We start from the raw sequence: 25,545 nt of genomic DNA on the forward strand, positions 1-25,545 counted from the left end.
ATCTGCATGACCTAATCCCGGGGTAGGAAGATCCGCTGCACGAGTCTCGCGAGTCGTTGCCGGGGTGGCCGCATGGCGATAAGCCTCGCCGACTCCGACAGGAGCCCCAGGTTGAAGGCGAAGATACGAAGAGTCCTGCGGCGCGCGATGCCGGCGGCCCATGCGAGGCCCCAGATGAACGACTGCAGGCTGACGCAGGCTACGACGACCCGTAGGTAGCTCGGCCGGAATTTGCCGATCAGCCTGGCCTCCCCCTTGCCGTAGTTGAGGTGCTGGGTGAAGGCGTTGTGCGGTTCGGCGTGCTGGACCTTCGACACGACGGCCCCCTCCACGAAGGTCAACCGGTAGCCCGCGTCGGCGAGACGCCAATAGAAATCGACCTCATCGGCCCCGCCCATGAACTCCTCATCGAAGCCGCCGATGCGGTCAAAAGCTTCCCGAGTGAACCCGCAGTTAGTTCCGTTAGCAAATAGATTCCGACGATACAAAGACGGAAACAATTGGCGCGACTTCACGAGAATAGTTCCATCTTCAAGAATGCGGTCCAACCCCCCGCCCACCGCGTCGGCGCCGCCGGCAAATGCTCGATAGTGAGCCTCGAGCCAACCGTCATGGACGATGTCGTCACCGTCCGTCAGAAGGATGAAGCGCCCCCTCGACGCCTCGACCCCCACATTGCGCCCGACGTTCACACCAGGGCGACGACCAGCGTCAACCACGCGGATGCGCGGGTCTGCGTAGCTATGCGCAAGCGCCACAGTGCCATCGGTGGAGCCATTGTCGGCGACGACAATTTCAAACTCGGCGGGAGACTCCTGCGCGAGTAGGGCGTCGAGTTGCCGACCGAGTGTCGGTGCGGCATTCCGGCATGGGATAACCACGGAAATGTCCACCATTGAGGCAGTATATGTGCACCAACTCGACGTCGCCACACAGATGTAGCAAACTGTGATCGCGAGCGATATGCGTGAAAAGAAACCCCCCGCTCAATGCGGAGATCTCGCTGGAGAATGCGGAGTCTTCCATCCACCCGTCGAGGCGCTCATCGAGCTTTCCCGGACCGGTTCTTGGCATCTCGTATCGATCCCACTTGTCCGAGGTGCCCACCGACCCTGCGGACGGCCGATTCGTCGTCGAACGGGGTAGACCGTCTGCCGCGGTGCCGGCCGGTACGGTCCTGATCGGCTCAGGCGGTCAGCACCGCGTCCAGTGCGGAGTAGAACAGTCCCAGCCCGTCATCGGAGGGGCCGGTCAGCGGCTCGGTGGCGTGCTCGGGGTGCGGCATCAGCCCGACGACCCGGCCGTCGGCCGAGCTCACGCCCGCGATGCCGCGCATCGAGCCGTTGAGGTTCTCCCGGTAGCGGAACACCACGCGGCCCTCGCCCTCGAGCTCGTCGAGCACCGATTCGGCGGCCACGTAACGGCCCTCGCCCGACTTCAGCGGCACCAACAGGTCGGCGCCTTCCTCGTAGCGGGTGGTCCAGGCGGTCTTGTTCGACGCCACCTCCAGCCAGACATCGCGGCAGATGAAGTGCAGTCCCTCGTTGCGGGTCAGCGCACCGGGCAGCAGCCCGGCCTCGCACAGCACCTGAAAGCCGTTGCAGATGCCCAACACCGGCAGCCCGCCCTTGGCGGCATCGACGACCGAACGCATCACCGGCGCGAAGCTGGCAATGGCACCGGCGCGCAGGTAGTCGCCGTAGGAGAAGCCGCCGGGAACCACCACGGCGTCCACGTTCTTGAGGTCGGCGTCGGCGTGCCACAGGCTGACGGCCTCGCCGCCGGCCAGCCGCACCGCCCGGGCGGCGTCGACGTCGTCGAGCGTGCCGGGGAAGGTGATGACCCCTACGCGCCCTGTCACGCGTCCTCCCGGCTGACCGTGAACTCCTCGATCACGGTGTTGGCCAGCAGCGACTCGGCGATCTCGTTGAGCGCCTCGTCCGACACCGAGTCATCGACTTCGAGTTCGAACCGCTTGCCCTGACGAACATCCGCGACACCGCCGTGGCCGAGCCGGCCCAGCGCGCCGACGATTGCCTGACCCTGGGGGTCGAGGATCTCGGCCTTGGGCATCACGTGCACTACGACGCGGGCCACGGGCACTCCTTCATTTCGGACGGTCTTGATCGGCGCTAACTCTACCGGCGCCGTCTGGGGCCACAATGTAGCCATGCAACTCACGCACTTCGGGCACTCCTGCCTCCTCGCGAGCTTCCCCGATAAAGGCGCCGAGACCACGGTCCTGTTCGACCCGGGCACCTTCTCGCACGGTTTCGAAGGCATCACCGGCCTGGACGCGATCCTGATCACCCACCAGCATCCCGACCACGCCGACACCTCGCGGCTGCCCGCCCTGCTCGACGCCAATCCCCAGGCCAAGCTGTATGCCGATCCGCAGACCGCCGCTGCACTGGGTGCCCCGTGGACCGCCGTGCACGCCGGGGACGCGTTCACCGTCGGGCACCTGTCGGTGCGTGGGGTCGGCGGCACCCACGCGGTGATCCACCCGGAACTCCCGGTGATCGACAACACCTCCTACCTGATCGGCGATGCCGACCACCCCGCCCGCCTGATGCATCCCGGCGACGCATTGTTCGTTCCCGGCGAGCCGGTCGATGTGTTGGCCACCCCCGCGGCGGCGCCCTGGATGAAGATCTCCGAGGCCGTCGACTACCTGCGTGCGGTCGCGCCGAACCGGGCGGTGCCGATCCATCAGGGAATCATCGAGCCGAACGCCCGCGGCATCTACTACGGCCGGCTCTCGGAGATGACGACAACCGACTTCCAGGTGCTCGAACCCGAGAACGGGACGGCATTCTGATCCCGCGCAGACTGCTGCTGTGGTGGCCGCCGATCGGCCTCACGGCGGTGGTGGTCCTGGGACTCACGGTCGGCACCGGGTCCACCGCGTTCGACGACTGGGCACTGCGCGTGATGCACCGCGTATTCGGCCCCCACCCGGACTGGATGCTCTACTTCAGCTGGGTCGTGCCGATGGTGCTGACCCTCGCGGTCGCGGTGGTGATCGCGCTGGTGCGGCGCCGTCCACGGCTGGCGGTGGTGGTCGCGCTGTGCCCACTCGTTTCGGTGATGACCTCCCGCGCTCTCAAACAGCTCTTCGGCCGCTTCAAGGATGACGATCTGGCCTACCCGAGCGGCCACACCACCGTCGTCCTCACCGTGCTGGCCATGCTGGTCCTGGCGGCGGGGGCCTCGCTGTGGCTGGTGCTGCTCACCTCGGTGTGGGCCGTGATCGGCGGGTTGAGCATGGCGACCAACAACCTGCACTACCTGACCGACAACGTCGGTTCGGTGCTGCTGGCCAGCTCCACGATCTGCCTGGCGATCCTGGCCGCGGGGCCTCAGGCGGTCTCGCGGGCGGCCGCCCGGCCGGCTGCCCGGCCCGAGAACACACACCCGCCGAGGAACGTGCCCTCCAGCGACCGGTAGCCGTGCACGCCGCCGCCACCGAAACCGGCGGCCTCCCCGGCGGCATACAACCCGTCGAACACCGTCCCGTCGGGTTTGAGTACCCGGGAGTCCAGGTCCGTCTCCAGGCCGCCCAACGACTTTCGGGTCAGGATGTGCAGCTTCACCGCGATCAGCGGGCCGGCCTTCGGATCGGTGAGACGGTGCGGCGCCACCACCCGGGCGATGCGGTCGGGCAGATATTCGCGGGCGGCCCGGATCGCGGTGATCTGGCTGTCCTTGGTGAATCTGTTGACCACCTCGCGGTCGCGGGCGGTCACCTCCGCCTCGACGGTCGCGTAGTCCAGCGGAACCACGTCCTGGACCCCGTTCATGGCGGTCACCAACTCGCGCAACGAGTTGCCGGTGACGAAGTCGACGCCCTTGTCGACGAAGGCGCGTACCGGCGCCGGACCGCCACCACGGCCGCGCCCCAGCACCTGTTTGACGCTGCGGCCGGTGAGATCCGGATTCTGTTCCTGCCCGGACAGCCCGAATTCCTTGGCGATGATGCGGGCGTTGAGCACGAACCAGGTGTAGTCCTGGCCGGTGGTCGCGATGTATTCCAGCGTCCCGAGGGTGTCGAACCCGGGATACAGCGGCACCGGTAGCCGCTTTCCGGTGGCATCCAGCCACAGTGAGGACGGGCCCGGCAGGATCCGGATGCCGTGCATCGGCCACACCGGGTCGTAGTTGGTGATGCCCTCGGTGTAGTGCCACATCCGGTCGCTGTTGATGATGTTCGCGCCGGCGGACTGGCTGATCTGCATCATCCGGCCGTCGACGTGCGCGGGCACCCCGGAGAGCAACTGCTGCGGCACCCGACCCATCCGAGCCGGCCAGTTCTTGCGCACCAGGTCGTGGTTGCCGCCGATCCCGCCGCTGGCGACGATGACGGACTGGGCCCGGAACTCGAACTCCCCCACAGTGTTCCGCGAGGACGCCACCCCGCGGGCGGCATCGCTGGGTTCGAGCACCGCGCCGCGCACCCCGGTCACCGCGCCGCCTTCGACGATGAGCTCGTCGACGCGGTGGCGGTGGGCGAACTTCGCCCGGGGCTGGCCCAGCAGCCGGCGGGCGAAGACGTCGACCAGGGCCGGTCCGGTGCCCCAGGTGATGTGGAACCGCGGTACCGAGTTGCCGTGCCCCAGCGCGCCGTAGCCGCCGCGTTCGGCCCAGCCGACCATCGCGAAGGTCTGCAGCCCGCGCTCGCGCAGCCAGCTGCGCTTCTCCCCGGCCGCGAAGTCGACGTAGGCGTGCGCCCACTGGCGCGGCCAGTGGTCGCACTCACGGTCGAAGCCGGCGCTGCCCAACCAGTCCTGCAGGGCCAGTTCGTGACTGTCCCGGATACCGAGGCGGCGCTGCTCCGGGCTGTCGACCAGGAACAGCCCACCGAAGGACCAATACGCCTGGCCACCCAGGTTGGCGGCGTTCTCCTGGTCGACGATCAGGACGCGCCGGCCCCGCTCGATCAGTTCCGCTGCGGCGACCAGTCCGGCCAGCCCTGCTCCTACGACGATGACGTCGGCGTCTGCCATGCCGACACGTTAGTCTCAGGCGGCGACGGAGCGGGCGGGATCGGCCTCCCAGCGGTAGACCTGCGGGACGCAACCGTGCATCAGCGCCAGGTCGATGGCGTCGAAAGCCGCCTGCCGGGGACCGATATCGCGCAGTCGGCTCGCGGAGACCGCCAGCCGGACCGTTCCGCCGCGGCGCGCGGTGCGCTCGGCCGACAGCACCAGCGTGCGGCACCACCACGTTTCGGCGAGGAATCCGGCGCCGATGCCCAGTACCCGCGCCGGTGTGGTGGTGCGGCGGACCAGATCGGTGACCCCGGACAGCCCGGCGAGCAGCCGGAAGCCGTTGCGCGGCAACGCCGTCACCGTGCCGTCGGACACCGTCCAGCCGGGCGCGGCAAACAGCCGGGTGCGCAGGCCCAGATGCTCCATCACCCGGTCGGCCCCCATCAACCGCAGGTTCGCCTCGTGCGCGGGCAGGGTGGCGAACTCGCCGCGCCGCTTCTTGGTGGCCGCCTCGTCGTAACCGTGCAGCAGCACCGCGTCGCCTGCGGCCCGGCGTTCGGCCAGCCACAGCGCGGTGCCCGGGTCGCGGTCCAGCCGGTAGCCGCCCTTGTGACGCGGGGCGACGAGCAGCGACGCCGGTACCCCGCGGGCGTCGAGCGCCGCACAGAACGCGTCGATGTCGGCCAGCGTGCGATCCCAGATTCCGGAGATCGAGACGATCAGCTCTGCGGTCACATCCACAGAGTGTGCCGATGCCAGGTGTCGCGCCGGTTGCGGACACCCGGACGCGAGTCGACTATTTGGCGACGACGGACTCGATGGCCGCAATCACCTCGGGGGCGTCCGGTTCGGTGCGCGGACGGAACCGGTTCACCACGCTGCCGTCGGGAGCGAGCAGGAATTTCTCGAAGTTCCACTGGATGTCGCCGGCCTGGCCGTCGGCGTCGGCCGCCGCGGTCAGCTCGGCGTACAGCGGATGCCGGTCCTCGCCGTTGACATCGGTCTTGGCCAGCAGCGGGAAGGTGACACCGTAGGTGGTCGAGCAGAACGTCTGAATCTCTTCGGCGGTGCCCGGTTCCTGGCCCATGAACTGGTTGCACGGCACCCCGACAACGGTCAGGCCGCGGTCGGCGTAGTCCTTGGCGATCTTCTCCAGCGCGGTGTACTGCGGGGTCAGGCCGCATTTGGAAGCGACGTTCACCACCAGCGTTGCCCCACCGGACAATTCGCCGAGGGTGGTGGTGTTGCCGTCGAGGGTGGTCAGCGGGAGGTCTTTGAGGCTCACGGTGACGACGCTAACACTGCATCGCGTGGTCCAGGACGGACAACGCGGACCGAACCGCGCACGGCACCGGTTCGATCACCGCAACGTCGGTGCGGGACGCGAGTTGGCGGGCGGCGCCGGTCAGCGGGCCGCCCCCGATCACCACGCACTGCGCCCCAGCGGCCAGCGCCGCATCGATGGCGGCGTCCAGCGCCGCCACATTGCGATCGGGATCGGCCGCCAACTCGACGGGGTCGCCGTCGGCGTAGAAGATCCCGACGAAGTTGCCGTCCGGGCAGTGCGCTGCCACCAGACCGGACAGCGGTGCGTGCAACCGCGGGGTGGATGTGACGATCGCGAACGGCACCCGCCGCCCCGCTGCCGCCCGCAGCGCCGTCTCCCCGATGCCCAGCACCGGAACCTGCACCGCCGCACGCAGTTCGGCGATGCCCGGATCCCCGAAGGCCGCCACGATGACGGCCTCGGCCGCGTAGGCGTCGACCCCCGCACGACCGGCCGCCACGGTCGGTGCGACCGCATCCGCGAGCGCCGCCGGGTCGATGATCATGGCCGGCCCGGTCGCCGCGGTGACGCCGTGGACCGTGGCGTCCTGCCCGACCTCGGCCACCGCACCGCGGGCGGCCTCGACCATCATGGCCGTGGTCGCGGCATTGGTGTTCGGGTTCACCAGCAGGATCCGGCGCACCGGCGCGCTCACCGGTCCTCGGGCATCGGCAGCCCGAACGTCTCGGCCGGGAACCGAACCGCCAACGCGCACACCGCGAACAGGGTGGTGAGCAGGGCGAACATGGCAGCGACCCCGAACGAGTCCAGCACCGCCCCGGCGATCAGCGGGAACAGCCCGCCCGACAGTGACCCGATCGCCAGGATCACCGAGGTGGCCAGGCCGCGGATGCGGGTCGGGTACTGCTCCGGGGCGAACAGCCAGATGGTGGTGTTGAGGATGATCACCGCGAAGTTGAACAGGAAGCCGAACAGCAGCACCAGGCCGATGTTCACGGCCAGGAAGCCGAAACCCAGTGCGGCGCCGACACCGAGCACCGCGGCGCAGGTCAGGGTCAGCTTGCGCGGCAACCGTCGGGCCAGGCCGGCCGCGGTGAGCGCGCCCACCAACGACCCGCTCTGCATCACCAGCGTGTACCAGAGCGCGCTGGTCAGCGACAGCCCCCGTTCGGTGAGGATGACGGGGATGAGGGTCAGCATCGAGATCTGCGCGGCGTAGGACATGCACACCGCGACGCCGAGCGACGCGGTCGCCCGCCGGTAGCGGCCGCTGAACGCCTCGGTCCAGCGGGCGGCCGGCGCGGCCGCCTCCTCGGCACCAGATGCCTCCAGATACCGTTCGGGCGAGGCGATCTCACCGCGCAGCTTGCCCCTGGCGAGCCGGTTCAGCACCGTGTTGGCCTCCTCGATGCGCCCCTTGGCGACCAGGTAGCGCGGCGTCTCGGGCAGCGCGCGGCGGTAGACGACGACCGCGACGGCCGGCAGCACCAGAACACCGAACAGCCAGCGCCATCCGTCCGGGCCGGAGAAGATCGCGAAGACGATCACCCCGAACAGCGGTGCGAGCATGTTGCCCAATCCGGCCGCCGCGACGTTGATCAGGCCGACCGCGGTGCCACGGTGCTTGGCGGAGAAGAACTCCGAGAGCATGATGACGGCGATGGCGATCTCGCCGCCCAGTCCGAGGCCGACCAGGAAGCGGGCCGCGACCAGGATCTCGTAGCTGGGCGCCAGCGCGCAGATCAGCGAGCCGACGGCGAAGATCAACAGGTTCAGTCCGAGCAGCGGGCGCCGTCCGACCCGGTCCATGATGACGCCGGCCAGGACGCGGCCGAGCGCGACGGCGGTGAAGGTCGCGGTGTTGAGCAGTCCGATCTCGGTGCCGCCCAGCCCCCACTGCTCCTTGAGCATGGGACCGGCGATGCCGACGGTGTTCTGTTCGATGGCGTCGAAGAACACGCCGAAGAGCACCATGGCGACGATGCCGAGATGGGCGGAGGTCAGCCCGATGCGTTGATAGGCGTTCTCGATCTGCTCGGCGAACGGCACCTTGCTCCCGCGGTCGGTCGCCGGGGCGTGTGGGTCAGCGGTCATGTCGTCCCCTCAGACGTGTTGGTATACCAGTGCCCACAAGTTAGGACGAGGCCCGACGACGATGGTGACGACGAAGTAAACCTTCGGTTACGTCGTCTACCTGGATAAATATATTCTCGACCTGGGGATTGCCCCGGGCGGATCTGCGCGCCGACACCCAAACGCGGAGGCGCCTGTTCCGCCAAGCTGGTATACCAATGGAGTGGTCATCCAGAGCCTGTCCCGGTACGTGTTCGACGAACTACGGGCGCGCATCCTCGACGGCCGACTCCCCGCCGGGGCGCCGCTGAGCGAGCGCGAGATCGGCGCGGAACTCGACGTCTCCCGGGTTCCGATCCGCGAGGCCATGCCACTGCTGGAGGCCGCCGGCCTGGTCACCCTGGAGCCGCGCCGGCCCGCCGTGGTCACCGCCGTGACCCGGACCGGGGTGGACGAGTTGTACGACGTACGCGCCGTCCTGGAACCGTTCGCCGCCCGCGGGGCCGCGGCGGCGGTGGCGGCCGGAGCCGATCCCAGCGACCTCAACCGCAGCCTCGATCTGGCCGATGCCGCGGTGCACCAACAGGATTGGCAGGCCTTCCACGTGCACAGCGGCGAGGTGCACCTGGAGATCGAGCGGCTGGCCGGCAACACGCTCTTCGGCTGCCTGATGGAACCGCTGCGGGCCCGCACCGATCGGCTCAACGTCGCCAACATGCGCACCAGCCCGACGGCCCGGCACGACGAACACGTCGCCCTGGTGCGGGCGATCGCCCACGGTCAGGTGGAGGTCGCGTCGGCGGTGGCGTTCTCCCACGTGGAGTGGGGGCGGCAGCGCATTCTGGAAACGCTCGCCTCGGTCCCGGGTTACGACCCCGACCGCTGAGCCCTAACCGTCGAACAGGATCGCCGCCAGCCTCTCGATCGTGGCGATCGGGTCACCGGAGGTGTCGACGGCATCGTTGAGCCACAGCTGGGCGAATCCGTGCACCATCGACCAGGCGGCCAGGGCGGCGCCGGCCGGATCGGCCAGGGCATGCGGGTCGGTCAGGGTGGCGACCCCGGCGCGCAGTTCGGCGTCCGCCCCGGCGGAGGCCTCCAGCAGTTGCGGGTCGGCGTCGTCGTAGAGCGATTTGTCGAACATCACCTCGAAGTGGCCGCGGTGCTCCAGAGCGAAGCGCACATAGGCCTTGGCGGCGTCGATGAACTCCGGCCGGGCGCCTGCCAGTTCGGTCGCCAGGATCCGGAATCCCTCGGTGGCCAGCGCCGTGAACAGGCCGCGCCGGTCCCCGAAGTGATGGGCCGGGGCGGCATGCGACACCCCGGCCGCGCGGGCCAGCTCCCGCAGTGAGATGCCGTCGGCGCCGCGCTCGGCGACCAGGTCGGCGGCGTGGGCCAGGATGGTGGCCCGCAGGTCGCCGTGGTGGTAGCTCGCCTTGCCCATCGGCCCATCCTAGCCGCCAACTTGACAGCGACTAGAAATTGGGCGTCAGGTACGCGGGCCGCCGAACAGGCTGTGCACCTGACCGTCGCCGTGATTCGCGGGATCCGCGGTCGCCAGCAACCAGGCGTACTGGAACGCGGCTTCCTTCCAGCGTTCGTACCGGCCGCTGATGCCGCCGTGCCCGGCCACCATCTCGGTCTTGAGCAACACCTTGCCGGCATCGGCCGCCGGATCCACCTGGGCATACCGAAGTGCGGCAACCCATTTCGCCGGTTCCACGTAGTACACCCGGGTGTCGTTCAATGAGGTCATCGCCAGCACCGCCGGATAGTCGAAGGACCCGACGTTCTCGTACGGCGAGTACGACTTCATGTAGTCGTACACTTCCTTGTCCTCCAACGGATTCCCCCACTCGTCCCATTCGGTGACGGTGAGCGGCAGCGAGGGATCCAGGATGGTGGTCAGCGGATCGACGAACGGCACCTGGGCCAGCACGCCGGCGAACAGGTGCGGGGCCAGGTTGAGTACCGCACCGACGAGCAGACCGCCGGCGCTGCCCCCGAGCGCGACCAGATTGGCGGGCCGGGTCAGGTCGGTCGCCACCAGATGCTCTGCGACGGCGATGAAATCGGTGAAGCTGTTCCGTTTGCGCAGTAGCTTGCCGTCCTCGTACCACGGCCGGCCCAGTTCGCCGCCGCCCCGCACGTGGGCCACCGCGAAGACCATGCCGCGGTCCAGCAGCGACAGCCGCGCGATCGAGAAGCGCGGATCCTCACAGGATTCGTAGGCGCCGTAGCCGTACAACAGGGTCGGCGCCGGGAAGGCCAGACCCGCCCGGTGCACGATGGAGATCGGGACCCGGGCCCCGTCCGCGGCGACCGCCCAGTCCCGGCGCTCCACATAGTCCTCGGGCCGGTAGTCCCCGAGCACCGGCTGCTCGCGCAGCAGGGTCCGTTCACCGGTCACCAGATCCAGATCGTAGATCCGCACCGGGATCACCCAGGACACCGCGCCGACCCGCAGCTTCGGCGAGGACCAGTTCGGGTTGCCGCTCAGGCCCGCCGACATCAGCTCGGACTCGAACTCGATCTCCTGCGGCGTCCCGTAACTTCCGTCGGCCTCGATGGGCCACAACTGGATTCGGGGCAGCGCCTCGCGGCGGTAGCTGACCACCAGCTGGCGTTCGAAGGCGTCGACGCCGTCGAGGCGGACGTCCTCGCGGTGCTCGATCAGCGTGCGCAGCGTGGTCGGGTCACTCACCGGGGCCTCGGCCAGGGTGAAGTTCACCGCGCCGTCGTTGTGCAGGATCAGGAAGCGGTCCTGCCCGCCGACCACGGCATGCTCGACGGAGTACTCGACGTTGTCGCGACGCGGCCACACCACGGTGAACTCGGCGTCCGGGTCGCCGGCGTCCGCGTAGCGCACCTCGGAGGTGACCGCGCTGCCGGCGGCGATGATCACGTACTTGTCGCTGCGGGTGCGTCCGACGCCGAGCCAATACCGTTCGTCGGCTTCGTGATACACCTTCTGCGCGGGCAGCCCCGACCCCAGCCGGTGCCGCCACACGGTGTCCGGGCGCCACGCCTCGTCCACGGTGACGTAGTAGAGCGACTGGTTGTCGGCGGCCCAGGTCGCCCCGGCGCCGATACCGGTGATGGTGTCCTCGTAGAACTCGCCGGTGCGCAGATCCTTGAACCGCAACGTGTAACGCTCATCGCCCTTGACGTCCACCGAGAACGCCAGGATGTTGCCGTCGACGCTGACGCTGATCGCGCCGAGGGAGAAGAACTCGTGGCCGTCGGCCTCGATGTTCTCGTCGAGCAGGATCTGCTCACCCGGGATCTCGGTGGTCTCGTCGAGTTGGGGCGGCGTCCAGTCGTCCGCGTCGTCGATCGGGCACCGGCAATGCACGCCGTACTGCCGGCCCTCGAAGCTGCGCGCGTAGTACCACCAGTCGCCGCGCCGCGTCGGGACCGACAGATCGGTCTCCTTGGTGCGCGCCTTGATCTCGTCGAAGATCTTCTGCCGCAACGGCGCCAGATGGGCGGTGGCGGCCTCGGTGTGCGCGTTCTCGGCCTCAAGGTATTCGATCACCTCGGGGTTGGATTTGTCTCGGAGCCACTCGTAGTGGTCGATGAACACGTCACCGTGGTGCTCGCGGCGGTGTTCGACCCTCTTGGCAACCGGCGCGGCCGTCATGCCCCGATCCAATCGGAGAAGCTCAAACCTGAAATCCTCTCGTAGGCCTCGATATAACGCGCGCGGGTGGCCGCGGCGATCTCGGCGGGCAACGGTGGCGGCGGGGTGTCGGAGTGCCGGTCCCACCCCGAGTCGGGTCCGGTCAGCCAGTTGCGCACGAACTGCTTGTCGTAGCTGGGCTGCACCTCACCGGGCCGGTAGGTGTCGGCCGGCCAGTAGCGGGACGAATCCGGGGTGAGCACCTCGTCGGCGAGCACGAGCTGCCCGGAGGCGTCCACGCCGAACTCGAACTTGGTGTCGGCGACGATGATGCCCTTGCTCAGTGCGTGCTCGGCGGCCTTGCGGTAGATCTGCAGGGTCGCCTCGCGCAGTTGCGCGGCGCGGTCGGCGCCCACCAGCGCAACCACCGCGTCGTAGGACACGTTCTCGTCATGCTCGCCCAGTTCGGCCTTGGTCGCCGGGGTGAACAGCGGCTCGTCGAACTTGCTGGCCTCGCCGAGCCCGGCGGGCAGCTCGATCCCGCAGACCGCCCCGGTCTGCTGGTAATCGGTCAGCCCGGAACCGGTCAGGTAACCGCGCGCCACGCACTCCACGGGCAGCATCTCCAGGGCACGCACCACCAGCGCGCGTCCCAGCACCTCCGCCGGGATGCGCTCATCGTCGGGTGGGCCCGCGAGGTGGTTGGCGACCCCGAGATGGTCGAAGAAGAAGACGCTCATCGCGGTGAGAATTCGGCCCTTGTCCGGGATCGTGGTCTCCAGGATGTGGTCATAGGCCGAGATGCGGTCGCTGGCCACGAACAGCAGGTGTTCGTCGTCGATGCGGTACAGCTCGCGTACTTTGCCACTGGCCAGATGCTGGTAGTCGGTCAGAGCGGGGCGCATTGACCCACCCTATGTGCTGGGATCGGTGCCATGAGATTGCGGTACCTGCCCTACGCCACCCGGCCCGGTCGCCTGCTGGCCCAGCTCGCCAGCGACATCATCGTCATCGCCTGGACGGTGGTGTGGGTGATGGTGGGCAGCGCGGTGTACGCCGCCGTCGCGACCATCGCCGAAGTCGGCCGTCAGGTGCGCAGCGGCGCCGACGGGGTGTCCGGCAGCCTGAACTCGGCCGGCGACAGCGCCGACGACGTCCCGCTGATCGGCGGGGCGTTGAGCGGGCCGCTGCGCGCCGCCAGCGAAGCCGCCGGGGAGATCGCCGGCGCGGGTCAGAACCTGGACAGCACCGCGACCTGGCTGGCCTGGGTGTTGGCGCTGGCGGTGGCGGCCACCCCGATCCTGGCGGTCGCCATGCCCTGGCTGTTCCTGCGGGTGCGCTTCTTCCGCCGCAAGCTGACGGTCCTCACCCTGGCCTCCACCCACGCCGGCCAGGAACTGCTGGCGATGCGCGCGCTGGCCAACCGGCCGCTGGGCAAGCTGACCGCGATCCACCCGGACCCGATCGGGGCCTGGCGCCGCGATGACCGGCCGGCGATCCGGGGACTGGCGCTGCTGGAATTGCACGCCGCCGGCGTGCGCCTCTGACTATTTGCGCACCGTTTGTAACGGTCCGCGTTACTGAATGTGCGCAAATCGCCGGCGGTGGAACCGTGCGAGCCGGCACTGCGTCCAATTCAGCGTGCTCGACGATCTGCTGCGCAGCCACGACGGTGTCATCACGCTCGCTCAGGCCGGCGCCGCCGGCCTCAACCGGCAGGCGGTGTATCGACGGGTGCGCTCCGGACACTGGCTGCGCTGTTCACCGGGGGTGTACTTCGTCACGGACCGGCCGTTCACCGAACACGCCCGGATCCGCGCCGCCGTCTGGGGCTACGGCCCCCGGGCGACGGCCAGTGGTCTGACGGCTGCCTGGTGGCACACGTTGACGAAGTATTCGCCCAAGACCGTGGAGGTGACGGTGCCGGCGGTCAGCAACCCGCGCCGACGCTACGAGGTCCGCACCCGCCGGCGAGACCTGGACCCGGCCGATTGCGTCACCCGACAGGGCCTACGCCTGACCGCGCTGCCGCTGACGGTCATCGAGTCCGCCGTACGCCGCGACGGCGGCATGAAGATCCTCGACGAGGCGCTGCAACGCCATCTGCTGGACCTGCGCGAACTGTGGAACGCGCAGCTGCGCAACAGGGGCCGTCACGGTTCACCCGCGGCGCGCCTACTCTTGACGACCGCCGATGACGGTGCGCACTCGGCGGCCGAACGGCTGCTCATCAGTCTGCTCAGGCGGGCGGGGGTCACCGGGTGGAAGGCCAATCAGCGGGTCGGCCGCTGGGAGGTCGACGTCGTGTTCCGCGACCCGAAGACCGCGATCGAGGTCGACGGACTGGCCTTTCATACCGATCCCGAGGCCTTCCAACGGGACCGGCTCAAGCAGAACGAGCTGTCGCTGATGGGCTATCGGGTGCTGCGCTTCACCTGGTTGGACCTCAACGAATACCCGGAACGGGTGATCGGCGAGATCGAGTTGGCTATCGGCCGCCGTGCAGGCGGCGCAGAAACGTCCCGAACGGGTGCCGCACGCTGAGCGACCCCAACCTGACCTTGCCGCGGACGACGACGTGCAACTGTTCGGGCTGCAGGAGGTTGCGCACCTTGACCGTCGCGCTGCCGGCGATGGCATCCACGCCGTTGAGGTCCGCGGTGGCACCGGCAGGCACGATGAGCTCGGTCGAGCTCAGATAGTCGTCGATGATCACCTCGATCACCGGGCCGGGCAGGACCGCCGAGGTGAAGTCCAGCGTCGTACTGCACATCCGGGTGTTCAGGCTGATCACCGGCGCCACCGTCCAGGGGCCCCGTCGCACGATCGAGGTCATCCACCCGCCCAGCGCCGCGGGCGGCGGCGCCGCGCGTCGCTGCACCGGAGCGGCTCGCAACTGCATGTCGGGCAGGTCGGCCAGTACCGCGCGCAGGTCACCGCGGGTACGGGCGGCCAACGCCCGGTCGGTGCGCTCGGCGAACTCGTCGAGGGTGATCAGGCCGTCGCCGGCCGCGCGCTCGAGCAGTCCGCTCACGTAGGTGCGGTCGGCATTGGAGACCCGGAGATTGTCGTCCTGGCCTGAGTCCATGCTGTCGAGGGTAGCGATCACTCGAACGCGACGAACAGGTGCCGGATGCCGGTGTGCCGATTGCTGCGCGCCCACTCGACCGGCTGCACCAGACGGGCGGCTCCGAACCTGGACAACAGCTCCTCGAAGAGCACCCGCAGTTCCAGACGCGCCAGGTTGGCGCCGAGGCAGTAGTGCACGCCTTGACCGAAGCCCAAGTGCGCGTTCGGCTTACGCGCGATGTCGAAGACGTCCGGATCCGCGAACGCCGCCGGATCGCGGTTGGCCGAACCCTCCCAGACCTGCACCTTCTGCCCGGCCTCGATGGTGTGACCACCCAGGGTGACCGTACGCGTCGCGGTGCGCCGCTTCGACGGGGACGGGGTGGTCCAGCGCACCATCTCCTCGATCGCCGATCCCAGCAGGTCGGGTTCGGAGCGCAGCCGGTGCAGCTGGTCGGGGTGCTCGATGAGTGCCAGCAGCCCGCCGGCCACCGCATTGCGGGTGGTCTCCGCCCCAGCGCTGAACAACAGACTGAAGAACAGATACAGCTCCAGGTCCGACAAGGCGGCATCGGTGGCATTGGCGACGACCGAGAGCATGTCGTCGGTCGGTTCGGCCCGTTTCGCCGCGATCAGCTGCCGGCCGTATTCGTACATCCGCGTCCCGGCTTCTTCCGGGGTGAGCTGGCGCATCTGGGCCGAGCGTGAACCACCGAAGTCGAACTGCGGCTCGATGGCCTCGAACAACCAGTGCCGTTCGGATTCGGGGACGCCCAACAGGATGCAGATCATCTGCATGGGCAGTTCGGCGGCCACCTCGACCAGGAAGTCCAGTGCCACACCGGGTTCGACGGTGTCCAGCAGGGTCTGCGCCCGGGTCCGCAGATCGGTTTCGACGCGGGCGATCATCCGCGGGGTCAGCCCGGAACTGACCAGCCGGCGGATCTGGGCGTGCCGCGGATCGTCCATCATGTTGAGCACCTGGCCGGCGACCGATAGATCCTGCAGCAGGGTACCGCCGAAGGGCCGTGAGCCACCCGTCACCGACGAGTAGGTCAGCGGATCCCGCAGCACGGCAAGGGTTTCCGAGTAGGTGGCCACCGACCAGAAGCCCTCCCCGTCCGGGGTGTGCTCGGTCGGCTCGTGCCAGTGGACCGGCGCCTCACGGCGATGCACCTCGAACAGGTCGTGTGGGAAACCGTTCGCGAAGTTGTCGAGGTCCGTGAGGTCGGCCAGGGTCACAAGATGGCGCCCGAGGTGTACTTGGCCGCCTCCGGGTAGCGCCCGACCAGATCCTCGACCGCCGAGACGACGGTGTCGACCTGGGCGCCGGCCGCGCCGGTGAACGCCGCCTTGTCCGCGAGTGCGGCATCGAGGGCGACGCGGTCCAACGGCAGCCGCGGGTCGGCGGCCAACCGGTCCAGCAGGTCGGGCTCGGAGCCCTTCTCCCGCATGGCCAGCGCGACCGCGACGGCGTGCTCCTTGATGACCTCGTGGGCGGCCTCCCGGCCGACACCGGCGCGCACCGCCGCGATGAGGATGCGGGTGGTGGCCAGGAACGGCAGGTAGCGGTCGAGTTCGCGCTGGATCACCGCGGGGTAGGCGCCGAACTCGTCGAGCACGGTGAGGAAGGTCTCGGTCTGGCCGTCGATGGCGAAGAACGCGTCGGGCAGCGCGACGCGGCGGACCACCGAGCAGAACACGTCGCCCTCGTTCCACTGGGCGCCGGCCAGTTCGGCGACCATCGAGGCATAGCCGCGCAACACCACCTGCAGGCCGTTGACCCGCTCGCAGGAGCGGGTGTTCATCTTGTGCGGCATCGCCGAGGACCCCACCTGGCCCGGGGCGAACCCCTCGGTGACCAGTTCGTGCCCGGCCATCAACCGGATGGTGTGCGCGAACGAGGACGGACCGGCGCCCACCTGCACCAGCGCGGACACCACGTCATGGTCCAGAGAGCGCGGGTACACCTGTCCGACGCTGGTGAAAACCTCTGCGAATCCCAGGAATTGCGCGACGCGCCGCTCCAACTCGGCGAGCCGTGCGGTGTCCCCGTCGAACAGATCGAGCATGTCCTGGGCGGTGCCCATCGGGCCCTTGATCCCGCGCAGCGGGTAGCGATCGATCAGCTCACGCAACCGGTTCAGCGCCACCAGGGTCTCTTCGGCCGCCGACGCGAACCGCTTGCCCAGGGTGGTGGCCTGTGCGGCGACGTTGTGGCTGCGCCCGGCCATCACCACATCGCGGTAGACGATCGCGCGTTCGGCCAGCCGCGCCACCACCGCCACCCCGTGCGAGAAGACCAGTTCCAGCGAACGGCGGATCTGCAGCTGCTCGACGTTCTCGGTGAGGTCGCGGCTGGTCATGCCCTTGTGCACGTGCTCGTGCCCGGCGAGCGCGTTGAACTCCTCGATGCGGGCCTTCACGTCGTGGCGGGTGACCCGCTCCCGGGCGGCGATCGAACCCAGGTCGACGGTCTCCAGCACCCGCTCGTAGTCCTCGATGACGCCGTCGGGGACGGGGACGCCGAGCTCGGACTGGGCGCGCAGGACGGCCAGCCACAATCGGCGTTCGGCGATGATCTTCGCCTCCGGTGACCAGATGGCGGCCATCTCGTCGCTGGCGTAGCGGTTGGCGAGAACATTCGGGATCGTCACGGCAACACAGCTTAGGGGGCGTCGCCGAGGTGGGTCGGATCGGTGATGCCCGCGCCGCGGACGCCCAGCTGCCGGTTGATCAGGGTGGTGAGCCCGAACAGCAGGACGCCGATGAGGACGAGCCCCCCGGCCAGCAGGTACTGCTGTGCGGGACGACCGGCGAACGGCAGCACCAGATAGGCCGAGGCGAAGAACCCGATGACGGGCATCACGGTCGGCGTCCGGAAGTGCTCCCCGGCGGCACGGACGTCGCGGCGCAACACCAGCACCGCGATGTTCACCATCGCGAACACCGCGAGCAGCAGCAGCGAGGTGGTGCCGCCGAGTACCGCGATGGCACCGCTGCCGGCGACGGCGGACACGTAGAAGATGAGCCCGAACGCGATCAGGGTGGTGAAGATTATGGCCACCCACGGGGTGTGACGCCGGGGGTGGACGACGCCCAGCACCGGCGGCAGCACATGCTGGCGGGCCATCCCGTAGATCAACCGGCTGGCCATCAACATGTTGATCAGCGCGGTGTTGGCCACCGCGAACATCGAGATGAACGGCAGGATCGCCTCGATCGGCAGGCCCGGGGCGCCGGCCTTGACCACCTCGATCAGCGGGGTCTCGCTCTCGGCCAGTACTCCGACCGGCACCAGTGCCACCGCGACGATGGCGACCACGACGTAGACGGCCCCGGCGATGCCCAGACCGGTCAGCAGCACCTTCGGGAAGATCCGGACCGGGTCCTTGGTCTCCTCGGCCATGTTGACCGAATCCTCGAAGCCGACCATCGCGAAGAAGGCCAGTGAGGTCGCGGTGGTGATGGCCAGGAAGGTGCCCTTCTCGGCCGGGGTGTCGAAGGCGACGACGCGGGCGAAGTCGACGTCGGCACCGCCGCCGGTGAACGCCCACAACCCGACCAGGATGACCATCGCCAGGCCGGTGATCTCCACGAAGGTCAGCGCCACGTTGAGCTTGACGCTCTCCCCGACGCCGCGGAAGTTCACCACCGCCAGCAGCGCCATGAACAGCAGCGCCAGCACCACCACGCCGGTCTTGCCCCAGCTGAAGTCGAAAGCGGTGAAGAAATTCGCCGCGAAGAAGCGGGAAGCCGTTGAGGCCGAGGTGATTCCGGAGCACATGACGACGAAGGCGACCAGGAACGTGACGAACTGAACGCCGAAGGCCTTGTGCACATACAACGCCGCACCGGCGGCCTGCGGGTACTTGGTGACCAGCTCCAGATAACTGAAGGCGGTGATGGTGGCGATCGCGAAAGCCACCAGGAACGGCAGCCAGGCCGCACCGCCGACCTCCTGGGCCACCTGCCCGGTCAGCGCATAGACCCCCGTCCCGAGGATGTCGCCCACCACGAACAGCAGCAGCAGGCCCGGTCCCATCACCCGCCGCAGTTGCGGTTCATGCGTGGTATCGGACTTCTCGGTCTCCGACTCGGTCAATCCGCCTCCCCTCGGCTCAGACGTGCACGGCCCTGTCGTCGACCGGGGCCAGCACGTCGATCACGTCGATCAGGGTCGCCCGGGCGGTGGCCCGCGGCCCCTCCCCCTCGTCCACCAACGAGGCAACCACAGCTCCGTCCACCGCGCACACCAGAGCGGAGACGAGTTCCGAGCGCACCGCGCGGCCGGACCGTTCCACCACTTCGAGGACGGCGTCGTTGCGTTGCCGCAGGATCCGGCGCTGGATGTCGCGCAGTTCGGGTTGCCGGGCGCAGGCGATGTAGCGCTCGTACCGCGAGATCAGCTGTTCGGACACCCGCACTCCCGGGTTGTCCCCGACCAGCAGGTCCACCAGCAGGTCCGCGGTGGATTCGGCGCCGCGGCGCCGGCGGGACAGGCTGGCAACCTGCAGCTGCAACTCGGCGGCCTCCCGTTCACCGATGTGCTCGACGGCCTTGGCGATCAGATCGTCCAGAGAAGAGAAGTAGTAGGTGGTCGATGCCAGCGGCAGTCCCGCGCGCCGGGCCACGGCCCGGTGGCGCACCGCGTCGATCCCTCCTTCGCACAGCAGATCGGCGGCGGCGCTCACGAGGGCGCACCGCCGACGCTCCCCCTTCGGGGTCACCGCCGCTGTCACGTTGAGCAATGCTGCCAGCAGAATCCCAGTTGTATCGGGGTTTTCAACAAACGCACGAACTTGACAGCGAGCGCCATTGCGGGCGGTGGCAAGATGTCCCGCATGCCAGCGCCGAACCGTCGAACCGTCCTGCGCATGGGTCTGGGCCTGGGGTTGGGTACGGCCCTGGGCGCGGCCGCCGCGCTGCCCCGAGCGGTCGCCGAAACGGCGCCGACATACCAGTCCGGGTCGTTCATCTCCGCGGCGCGGGGCGGCCTCCGCACCAATTGGGCCATTGCCCGGCCGCCCGGCCAGAGTGCCGCACTGCGCCCGGTCATCGCGCTACACGGCAAGGGCAGTGATGCCGCGACGGTGATGGCCGGCGGCGTCGAGCAAGGCCTGGCCGACGCTGTGGCAGCGGGCATTCCGCCGTTTGCTGTGGTCGCCGTGGACGGTGGCGGTGGGTACTGGCACAAACGCGCGTCCGGAGACGACGCCGGCGCGATGGTGCTCGACGAGCTGCTCCCGATGCTGGCGGACCAGGGCCTGGACACCTCGCGGGTGGGGTTCCTGGGCTGGTCGATGGGCGGCTACGGCGCTTTACTGCTGGGCTCCCGGCTGGGCCCGGCGCGGACCGCGGCGATCTGCGCGGTCAGCCCGGCGTTGTGGACCTCCCCCGGCGCCGCCGCCCCGGGAGCGTTCGACGACGCCGATGACTACGCGGCCAACAGTGTGTGGGGACTACCGGCGTTGGGGGCCATCCCGATCCGCATCGACTGCGGCAGCGGCGACCCATTCGCAGCCGCCACCCGTGCGTTCATCGCCCAGTTACCGTCGCCGCCGGCCGGCGGATTCTCCCCCGGCGGACATGACGGCGGGTTCTGGAGCGCCCAGTTGCCCGCCGAAATCTCTTGGCTGGCACCGATACTCGTCGCCTGAACGTCAGATTGAGATGCGTCCCTGCGCCGCCGCCAAGCCGATGTCGGTGCGGAAATGGCTGCCGGGCAGTCGGATTGACTTGATCGCCTCGTATGCCGCGGCACGCGCGGCGTCCAGGTCTGCGCCGGTACCCACGACCGAGAGCACCCGCCCGCCGGCGGACACGACGGCGCCGTCCTCGCGCCGGGCGGTCCCCGCGTGCAGCACCGCATCCGCCTCGGATCCGGTGATCACGTCCCCGAGCCGCGGCCGGCCCGGGTAATTCTCGGCGGCCACCACCACGCTGACCGCGGACCCCTCGCGCCACCGCAGATCCCCGTACGACGCCAGCGAGCCGGTGGCCGCCGCGTTCAGCAGCTGCCCGAGCGGGGACTCCAGCAGTGCCAGCACCGCCTGGGTCTCCGGGTCGCCGAATCGGCAGTTGAACTCGACCACCGCGGGACCCGCGGAGGTGATGGCCAGCCCGGCGTAGAGCAGCCCCGAGAACGAGCTGCCGCGCGAAACCATCTCGGCGGCAACCGGTTTGACAACCTCTTCGACGATCTGGTCGAGCACCTCGGCGGGCAGCCAGGGCAGCGGCGTATAGGCGCCCATGCCGCCGGTGTTCGGGCCGCTGTCGTTGTCACCGACCCGTTTGAAGTCCTGGGCCGGCAGCAGCGGCACCACGGTCTCACCGTCGACCACGCAGAACAGCGAGACCTCGGGCCCGTCCAGGAAGGACTCCAGCAGCACCGGATGTCCGGAATCCAGCAGTCCGGCGGCGTGCGCCCGGGCCGCGTCGCGGTCGGCGGTGACCACCACCCCCTTGCCTGCGGCCAGGCCGTCGTCCTTGACCACCCAGGCGGCCTGACCCGCCGGCGGGCCGAAACGGTCCAGGGCCGCGTCGAGGTGGGCGGGGTTGTCGACGATCTCGCTGACGGCGGTCCGCACCCCGGCCGCTGCCATCACGTCCTTGGCGAACGCCTTGGAGCCCTCGATGCGGGCGGCATCCTTGGAGGGCCCGAAGCAGGCGATACCGGCGGCACGCAGCGCGTCGGCCACGCCGAGCACCAGCGGCACCTCCGGCCCGATCACCACCAGGTCCACCCCCAGGCGCTGGGCCAGGGCGACCACCGCGGCGCCGGAACTGATGTCGACGTCGTACTGCTCGGCGATGGCGCCGGTGCCGGCATTGCCGGGCGCCACCGCCAGATAGTCGACCTGCGGGTCGCGCCGTAGGGCGAGCAGCAGGGCGTGTTCACGGGCTCCGGAACCGATGACGAGGACGCGCACGGTAAGCACCCTAGCGGCCCCGTCCCGGCCATACACTCCACGCAACCATGTATGGTCATCGGAGGCGTGTGCCACATCACATCAGGAGGCTTCCCGGGATGGACTTCACCGACCCCGACGTGCTGCTGCAAGGCATTCCGCTCACCGAATTCGCCGAGCGCCGCAAGACCGCGCCGGTCTGGTGGGCCGAGCAGAAGGACTCGATCTTCGACGACGGCGGCTACTGGGTGGTCAGCCGCCACGAGGACATCAAGGCCGTCTCCCGCAACGGCGAGCTGTGGTCGGCCAATGCCAAGGGCTCGGTGATGCGGCTGCCCAACGGTGTCACCGCCGATCAACTGGACCTGACCAAGGCCCTGCTGCTCAATCAGGACGCCCCGGAGCACACCCGGCTGCGCAAGCTGGTGTCCCGGCTGTTCACGCCCCGCGCGGTGGCCTCCCTGGAGGAGAAACTCGCGGTGGCGGCGCACGACATCGTGGCCGCGGCGGCACGTCAGGACACCGGCAACTTCGTCGAGGACGTATCGGTGAGCCTGCCCCTGCAGGCGATCGCGGACCTGATCGGCGTGCCCGAGGCCGACCGCGAGAAGCTCTACCACTGGAGCAACGCGATCCTGAACACCGACGACCCGGACTTCGCCGGCGATCCCACGACGGCGAACGCCGAGCTGATGGGCTACGCCTACACCATGGCCGAGGAGCGGCGGCGCTGCCCGGCCGACGACATCGTCACCCGGTTGGTCCAGGCCGACGCAGATTCCGGCGGTGAGGCGATCTCGGAAGTGGAGTTCGCGTTCTTCGTGATCCTGCTGACCGTCGCCGGCAACGAGACCACCCGCAATGCGATCACCCATGGGATGAACGCCTTCCTCGACCACCCCGACCAGTGGGAGCTGTTCAAGCGGGAGCGCCCGGAGACCGCCGTGGACGAGATCATCCGCTGGGCCACCCCGGTGCACTGTTTCCAGCGCACCGCACTGGCCGACACCGAACTCGGCGGAGCCCGCATCGGCAAGGGCCAACGCGTCGGGTTGTTCTACAGTTCGGCGAATTACGACGACGAGGTGTTCACCGACCCGTTCACCTTCGACATCCTGCGCAACCCGAATCCGCACCTGGCCTTCGGCGGCAACGGCGCGCACTTCTGCATCGGCGCCAACCTGGCCCGGATGGAGATCCGGCTGATGTTCGACGAGATCGCCGATCAGATCCCGGACATCGCCAAACTGGCCGAGCCGCTCCGGCTGCGCTCCGGGTGGATCAACGGCGTGAAAGACCTGCAGGTCTCCTACCACTAGCTCGCTACACTTTCGGCGTGCGTACCCACGGGTGGTCCGGCGACGCGCCGGCCAGTGACGAGGAGGCCGTCGCCCGGATCCTCGCCGCCGCCGGCAGAGCCATCGACGAGCGCGGCGCGGACTTCTCCATCGCCGACGTCGCCCGCACCCTCGGTGTCACCCGCCAGACCGTGTACCGCTACTTCCCGAGCACCGAGGCGCTGCTGATGCAGGCCGGCATGGTGGCCGCCACCGATTTCCTGGAGCGGTTGGCCACCCACCTGCAGGGCATCACCGACCCGGCGGATGCAGCCACCGAGGCCATCGCCACCGCGCTGGAATGGCTGCCCAAGGACAAGCACATCGGGCTGCTGCTGGCTCCCGGTCGCACCTCGGTGCTGACCGAGTCGGTGACCTCCGATATCGCGCTGCAGTTCGCCCAGTCGGTGGTGCGCCACTTCGATGTCGATTGGGCCGCAGCGGGATTCGGCGACGACGATCTCGACGAGCTGGCCGAACACCTGCTGCGCGTCATCCAGTCGTTCGTCATCGACCCCGGACGGCCGCCGCGCACCGGGACCGCGCTACGCGATTACCTGCGACGCTGGGTGGCCCCGGCGTTGCGCGGCTGACTCAGACCACGGTCAGCGGCAACGACTTCCGTTCCTCGAACACCCAGGACGCGCCGTGGCTGAACTCGCACACCTCGACCTCGGACAGCTTCTTGGCGGGCGTGTCGGTTTTGATGACCCGCACCGTCCAGTCGGTCTCGGTACCGGAGAGCTCGGCCCGCAGGTGCGGATCCACGGCAGCCACGATGGCCTGCACCGGGACGTCCGCGACCGGTGAGATCAGCGAGATCCAGGCGCCGTCCTCATGGGCCGGCGAGCGCCGCACATGCACGAACTCCGGGTCGACGTCGGCGGACACGTAGGCGGCCGGGTTGAGCAGCGGGTGCAGTTCCAGCACCCGCAACGCACCCCGGGCGTCGCTGCTGAGCTTGAGCGCCTTGTGGATCCGGGCCGCGGCCACCCCGGCGATCCCGATCAGCTGTTTGGTCCGGATCGAGCGTGCCAACGCCGCGTCACCGGCGGCGCGCTTCTCCACGGCGATGGTGAACGCCTTGACCAGCAGGTGCATCTGCAGGCACACCTCGTCGGCGATCCGGACCAGCGCCGAATGGGAGAACGCGCCGAAGTCCACGTCGGCCAGCAGGTCACCCGAATAGTCGGACATGCCTTCGTCATTCGGATCGATCGGAGCGAGTTCACACGCGTGGGCGTGGGTGGCGGCGACGATGTCCATCTCCGGGATGAAGGGGACCTCCGGGTAGGACTCGTCGATGATGACGGTCCACCTGCAGTGCGGGTGCCGATCGGACGGGATGCGGGGCGGCCGGTGGATGGGCCGCACCTGCGCCCTGCGGTTGGTGGCCAGCGCGGTGGCGTCGAAGGTGGGGTCCTCGATGTCGTGGCACATCCCGCGCACGTAGTCCTCGCCCATCGGTTCCACATCGAGCAGCGCGCCGCAGTGGTCGAGGTAGAACTCGCCGTGCCAGCGGTCGTGCACGATATAGCGGAAGTCCATGAACTGCGGTGGCGCACCGATGTCGAGCTGCAGCCCCTTGAACAGGGTGAAGATGTCGACGCCCTCGTACTTGAGCGCCTTCTGCATCCGCCTGGTGTAGAGCGGGCTGGCCGCCGCCCACTCCTCGATGGCGATCTGCAGCATCTCCTCGCGCCCGAACGACGATATGCACCAGGCCATTCCGGACCGGTCGATCAGCTGCCCGATCAGCAGCAGCTCGGGGACCAGGGTGGCCAGCTCCTCGCGCGAGAGCGCGGCATACCTACTCGTCATCGAGGGTCTTCCCGGAGTGCATCTTCACCGCGGCGTTGACGTTCGCCTTCCGGTCTTCGCCAGATCCCTTCTCGGCGGCCTTCTTCCGGTTGCGCACCACCTTGCTCACGGCTCCGTCGAGCTTGGACCCCAGCGGGAACCCGAGATAGTGGGTCAGGAAGACCGCCACCTCCTTGAGTTCCTCGGCGGTGATCTCCTCGTTGTGCAGCGCCGCGTTGACCTGGATCTCGGCCAGATCGGAGTTCCCGACCGCGGTGACCGCGGCCAGCGTCAGCAGGCGCTTGTCCCGCATCGACAGGCCGGGGCGGGTCCAGATGGTGCCGAAGAGATGCTCGACGGTCAGATCGAAGTACGGGTCGCCCTCGATATCGGGCATCTCCCAGCCGTAGACCTCGTTCATCTTCTGCAGGCCCTGCTTGCGCCGATCGGTCAT

Annotated in this window: 27 protein-coding genes; 8 read left to right on the top strand and 19 right to left on the bottom strand. The window is 68.9% G+C overall.

From position 1 onward, the window contains the following. Positions 1–11: 11 nt before the first annotated feature. From K0O62_RS24910 to purS, 3 genes are all read right to left on the bottom strand, one after another. Positions 12–896, bottom strand: a complete 885-nt coding sequence (locus K0O62_RS24910; RefSeq protein WP_073856628.1) for a glycosyltransferase family 2 protein — start codon at positions 894–896, stop codon at positions 12–14. Between the two features lie 290 nt (positions 897–1,186). Next, positions 1,187–1,861, bottom strand: coding sequence for a phosphoribosylformylglycinamidine synthase subunit PurQ (purQ, locus tag K0O62_RS24915; RefSeq protein ID WP_073856629.1), 675 nt, complete (start codon positions 1,859–1,861; stop codon positions 1,187–1,189). After that, entirely contained in the window at positions 1,858–2,097 is a 240-nt protein-coding gene (gene purS / locus K0O62_RS24920) for a phosphoribosylformylglycinamidine synthase subunit PurS (protein ID WP_073856911.1), read from the bottom strand. Before purS ends, purQ begins: the two co-directional genes overlap by 4 nt. A 73-nt stretch (positions 2,098–2,170) precedes the next feature. Here purS and K0O62_RS24925 point away from each other — a divergent pair, with 73 nt between their 5' ends. Continuing rightward, entirely contained in the window at positions 2,171–2,821 is a 651-nt protein-coding gene (locus K0O62_RS24925; RefSeq protein WP_073856630.1) for an MBL fold metallo-hydrolase, read from the top strand. A gap of 47 nt (positions 2,822–2,868) precedes the next feature. Further along, positions 2,869–3,450 (top strand): phosphatase PAP2 family protein, encoded by a 582-nt coding sequence (locus K0O62_RS24930; protein WP_073856631.1) that lies wholly within the window; start codon positions 2,869–2,871, stop codon positions 3,448–3,450. Here K0O62_RS24930 and K0O62_RS24935 read toward each other — a convergent pair. The 5 genes from K0O62_RS24935 to K0O62_RS24955 all read right to left on the bottom strand — a co-directional run bounded on the left by K0O62_RS24935 (position 3,363) and on the right by K0O62_RS24955 (position 8,373). After that, a complete protein-coding gene (locus K0O62_RS24935; RefSeq protein ID WP_073856632.1) occupies positions 3,363–5,006 on the bottom strand; it encodes an FAD-binding dehydrogenase in 1,644 nt (547 codons plus the stop codon). The two genes, K0O62_RS24930 and K0O62_RS24935, sit on opposite strands and share 88 nt — an antisense overlap. Positions 5,007–5,021: 15 nt before the next feature. Continuing rightward, entirely contained in the window at positions 5,022–5,726 is a 705-nt protein-coding gene (locus K0O62_RS24940; RefSeq protein WP_073856912.1) for a DUF2334 domain-containing protein, read from the bottom strand. A 61-nt stretch (positions 5,727–5,787) separates the two neighbouring features. After that, the gene (locus K0O62_RS24945) at positions 5,788–6,276 is read right to left on the bottom strand and encodes a glutathione peroxidase (RefSeq protein ID WP_073856633.1); all 489 of its coding nucleotides are present in this window, start codon (positions 6,274–6,276) and stop codon (positions 5,788–5,790) included. Positions 6,277–6,286: 10 nt separating this feature from the next. Then, on the bottom strand, positions 6,287–6,973 hold the full coding sequence (locus K0O62_RS24950; RefSeq protein WP_079244771.1) for an aspartate/glutamate racemase family protein: 687 nt from the start codon (positions 6,971–6,973) through the stop codon (positions 6,287–6,289). Then, positions 6,970–8,373 (bottom strand): MFS transporter, encoded by a 1,404-nt coding sequence (locus K0O62_RS24955; RefSeq protein WP_073856634.1) that lies wholly within the window; start codon positions 8,371–8,373, stop codon positions 6,970–6,972. The genes K0O62_RS24950 and K0O62_RS24955 overlap by 4 nt, the downstream gene beginning before the upstream one ends. Before the next feature lie 202 nt (positions 8,374–8,575). Here K0O62_RS24955 and K0O62_RS24960 point away from each other — a divergent pair, with 202 nt between their 5' ends. Further along, on the top strand, positions 8,576–9,238 hold the full coding sequence (locus tag K0O62_RS24960) for a GntR family transcriptional regulator (protein WP_073856635.1): 663 nt from the start codon (positions 8,576–8,578) through the stop codon (positions 9,236–9,238). A gap of 3 nt (positions 9,239–9,241) precedes the next feature. On the opposite strand, the gene K0O62_RS24965 is transcribed toward K0O62_RS24960, so the two are convergent. Genes K0O62_RS24965 through K0O62_RS24975 form a run of 3 tightly spaced genes read right to left on the bottom strand, consistent with a single transcriptional unit; the run spans position 9,242 to position 12,879 of the window. Next, positions 9,242–9,796 (bottom strand): TetR/AcrR family transcriptional regulator, encoded by a 555-nt coding sequence (locus tag K0O62_RS24965; protein ID WP_073856636.1) that lies wholly within the window; start codon positions 9,794–9,796, stop codon positions 9,242–9,244. A gap of 45 nt (positions 9,797–9,841) precedes the next feature. Further along, complete coding sequence (locus K0O62_RS24970; RefSeq protein WP_073856637.1) at positions 9,842–11,995, bottom strand: S9 family peptidase; 2,154 nt, start codon at positions 11,993–11,995, stop codon at positions 9,842–9,844. Beyond that, positions 11,992–12,879, bottom strand: a complete 888-nt coding sequence (locus tag K0O62_RS24975; protein WP_073856638.1) for a phosphoribosylaminoimidazolesuccinocarboxamide synthase — start codon at positions 12,877–12,879, stop codon at positions 11,992–11,994. Before K0O62_RS24975 ends, K0O62_RS24970 begins: the two co-directional genes overlap by 4 nt. A 30-nt stretch (positions 12,880–12,909) precedes the next feature. On the opposite strand from K0O62_RS24975, the gene K0O62_RS24980 reads away from it, so the two are divergent. Together K0O62_RS24980 and K0O62_RS24985 are read left to right on the top strand one after the other, a co-directional pair. After that, positions 12,910–13,521 (top strand): hypothetical protein, encoded by a 612-nt coding sequence (locus tag K0O62_RS24980; RefSeq protein WP_073856639.1) that lies wholly within the window; start codon positions 12,910–12,912, stop codon positions 13,519–13,521. A 94-nt stretch (positions 13,522–13,615) separates the two neighbouring features. Next, a complete protein-coding gene (locus K0O62_RS24985; protein WP_073856640.1) occupies positions 13,616–14,518 on the top strand; it encodes a type IV toxin-antitoxin system AbiEi family antitoxin domain-containing protein in 903 nt (300 codons plus the stop codon). On the opposite strand, the gene K0O62_RS24990 is transcribed toward K0O62_RS24985, so the two are convergent. The 5 genes from K0O62_RS24990 to K0O62_RS25010 all read right to left on the bottom strand — a co-directional run bounded on the left by K0O62_RS24990 (position 14,463) and on the right by K0O62_RS25010 (position 19,794). Further along, positions 14,463–15,062, bottom strand: a complete 600-nt coding sequence (locus tag K0O62_RS24990) for a DUF1707 SHOCT-like domain-containing protein (RefSeq protein WP_073856914.1) — start codon at positions 15,060–15,062, stop codon at positions 14,463–14,465. The genes K0O62_RS24985 and K0O62_RS24990 overlap by 56 nt on opposite strands. Positions 15,063–15,079: 17 nt before the next feature. Then, complete coding sequence (locus tag K0O62_RS24995; RefSeq protein ID WP_073856641.1) at positions 15,080–16,285, bottom strand: cytochrome P450; 1,206 nt, start codon at positions 16,283–16,285, stop codon at positions 15,080–15,082. Continuing rightward, a complete protein-coding gene (purB, locus tag K0O62_RS25000; RefSeq protein ID WP_073856642.1) occupies positions 16,282–17,700 on the bottom strand; it encodes an adenylosuccinate lyase in 1,419 nt (472 codons plus the stop codon). The genes K0O62_RS24995 and purB overlap by 4 nt, the downstream gene beginning before the upstream one ends. Before the next feature lie 11 nt (positions 17,701–17,711). Beyond that, positions 17,712–19,088 (bottom strand): APC family permease, encoded by a 1,377-nt coding sequence (locus K0O62_RS25005; protein WP_073856915.1) that lies wholly within the window; start codon positions 19,086–19,088, stop codon positions 17,712–17,714. Between the two features lie 76 nt (positions 19,089–19,164). Then, the gene (locus K0O62_RS25010) at positions 19,165–19,794 is read right to left on the bottom strand and encodes a TetR/AcrR family transcriptional regulator (RefSeq protein ID WP_073856643.1); all 630 of its coding nucleotides are present in this window, start codon (positions 19,792–19,794) and stop codon (positions 19,165–19,167) included. A gap of 84 nt (positions 19,795–19,878) precedes the next feature. Here K0O62_RS25010 and K0O62_RS25015 point away from each other — a divergent pair, with 84 nt between their 5' ends. Next, positions 19,879–20,703 (top strand): alpha/beta hydrolase, encoded by an 825-nt coding sequence (locus K0O62_RS25015; RefSeq protein WP_073856644.1) that lies wholly within the window; start codon positions 19,879–19,881, stop codon positions 20,701–20,703. 3 nt (positions 20,704–20,706) lie between these two features. Here K0O62_RS25015 and purD read toward each other — a convergent pair whose 3' ends face one another. Further along, a complete protein-coding gene (gene purD, locus K0O62_RS25020; RefSeq protein WP_073856645.1) occupies positions 20,707–21,975 on the bottom strand; it encodes a phosphoribosylamine--glycine ligase in 1,269 nt (422 codons plus the stop codon). Between the two features lie 98 nt (positions 21,976–22,073). On the opposite strand from purD, the gene K0O62_RS25025 reads away from it, so the two are divergent. Then, entirely contained in the window at positions 22,074–23,273 is a 1,200-nt protein-coding gene (locus K0O62_RS25025) for a cytochrome P450 (protein ID WP_272939077.1), read from the top strand. 17 nt (positions 23,274–23,290) lie between these two features. Then, positions 23,291–23,884 (top strand): TetR/AcrR family transcriptional regulator, encoded by a 594-nt coding sequence (locus K0O62_RS25030; RefSeq protein ID WP_073856647.1) that lies wholly within the window; start codon positions 23,291–23,293, stop codon positions 23,882–23,884. 1 nt (position 23,885) lies between these two features. Here K0O62_RS25030 and K0O62_RS25035 read toward each other — a convergent pair whose 3' ends face one another. Next, complete coding sequence (locus K0O62_RS25035) at positions 23,886–25,112, bottom strand: hypothetical protein (protein ID WP_073856648.1); 1,227 nt, start codon at positions 25,110–25,112, stop codon at positions 23,886–23,888. After that, on the bottom strand, positions 25,102–25,545 hold the full coding sequence (locus K0O62_RS25040) for a carboxymuconolactone decarboxylase family protein (RefSeq protein ID WP_073856649.1): 444 nt from the start codon (positions 25,543–25,545) through the stop codon (positions 25,102–25,104). The genes K0O62_RS25035 and K0O62_RS25040 overlap by 11 nt, the downstream gene beginning before the upstream one ends.

The organism is Mycolicibacterium diernhoferi (assembly GCF_019456655.1).
In the GTDB taxonomy this organism is placed as follows: domain Bacteria; phylum Actinomycetota; class Actinomycetes; order Mycobacteriales; family Mycobacteriaceae; genus Mycobacterium; species Mycobacterium diernhoferi.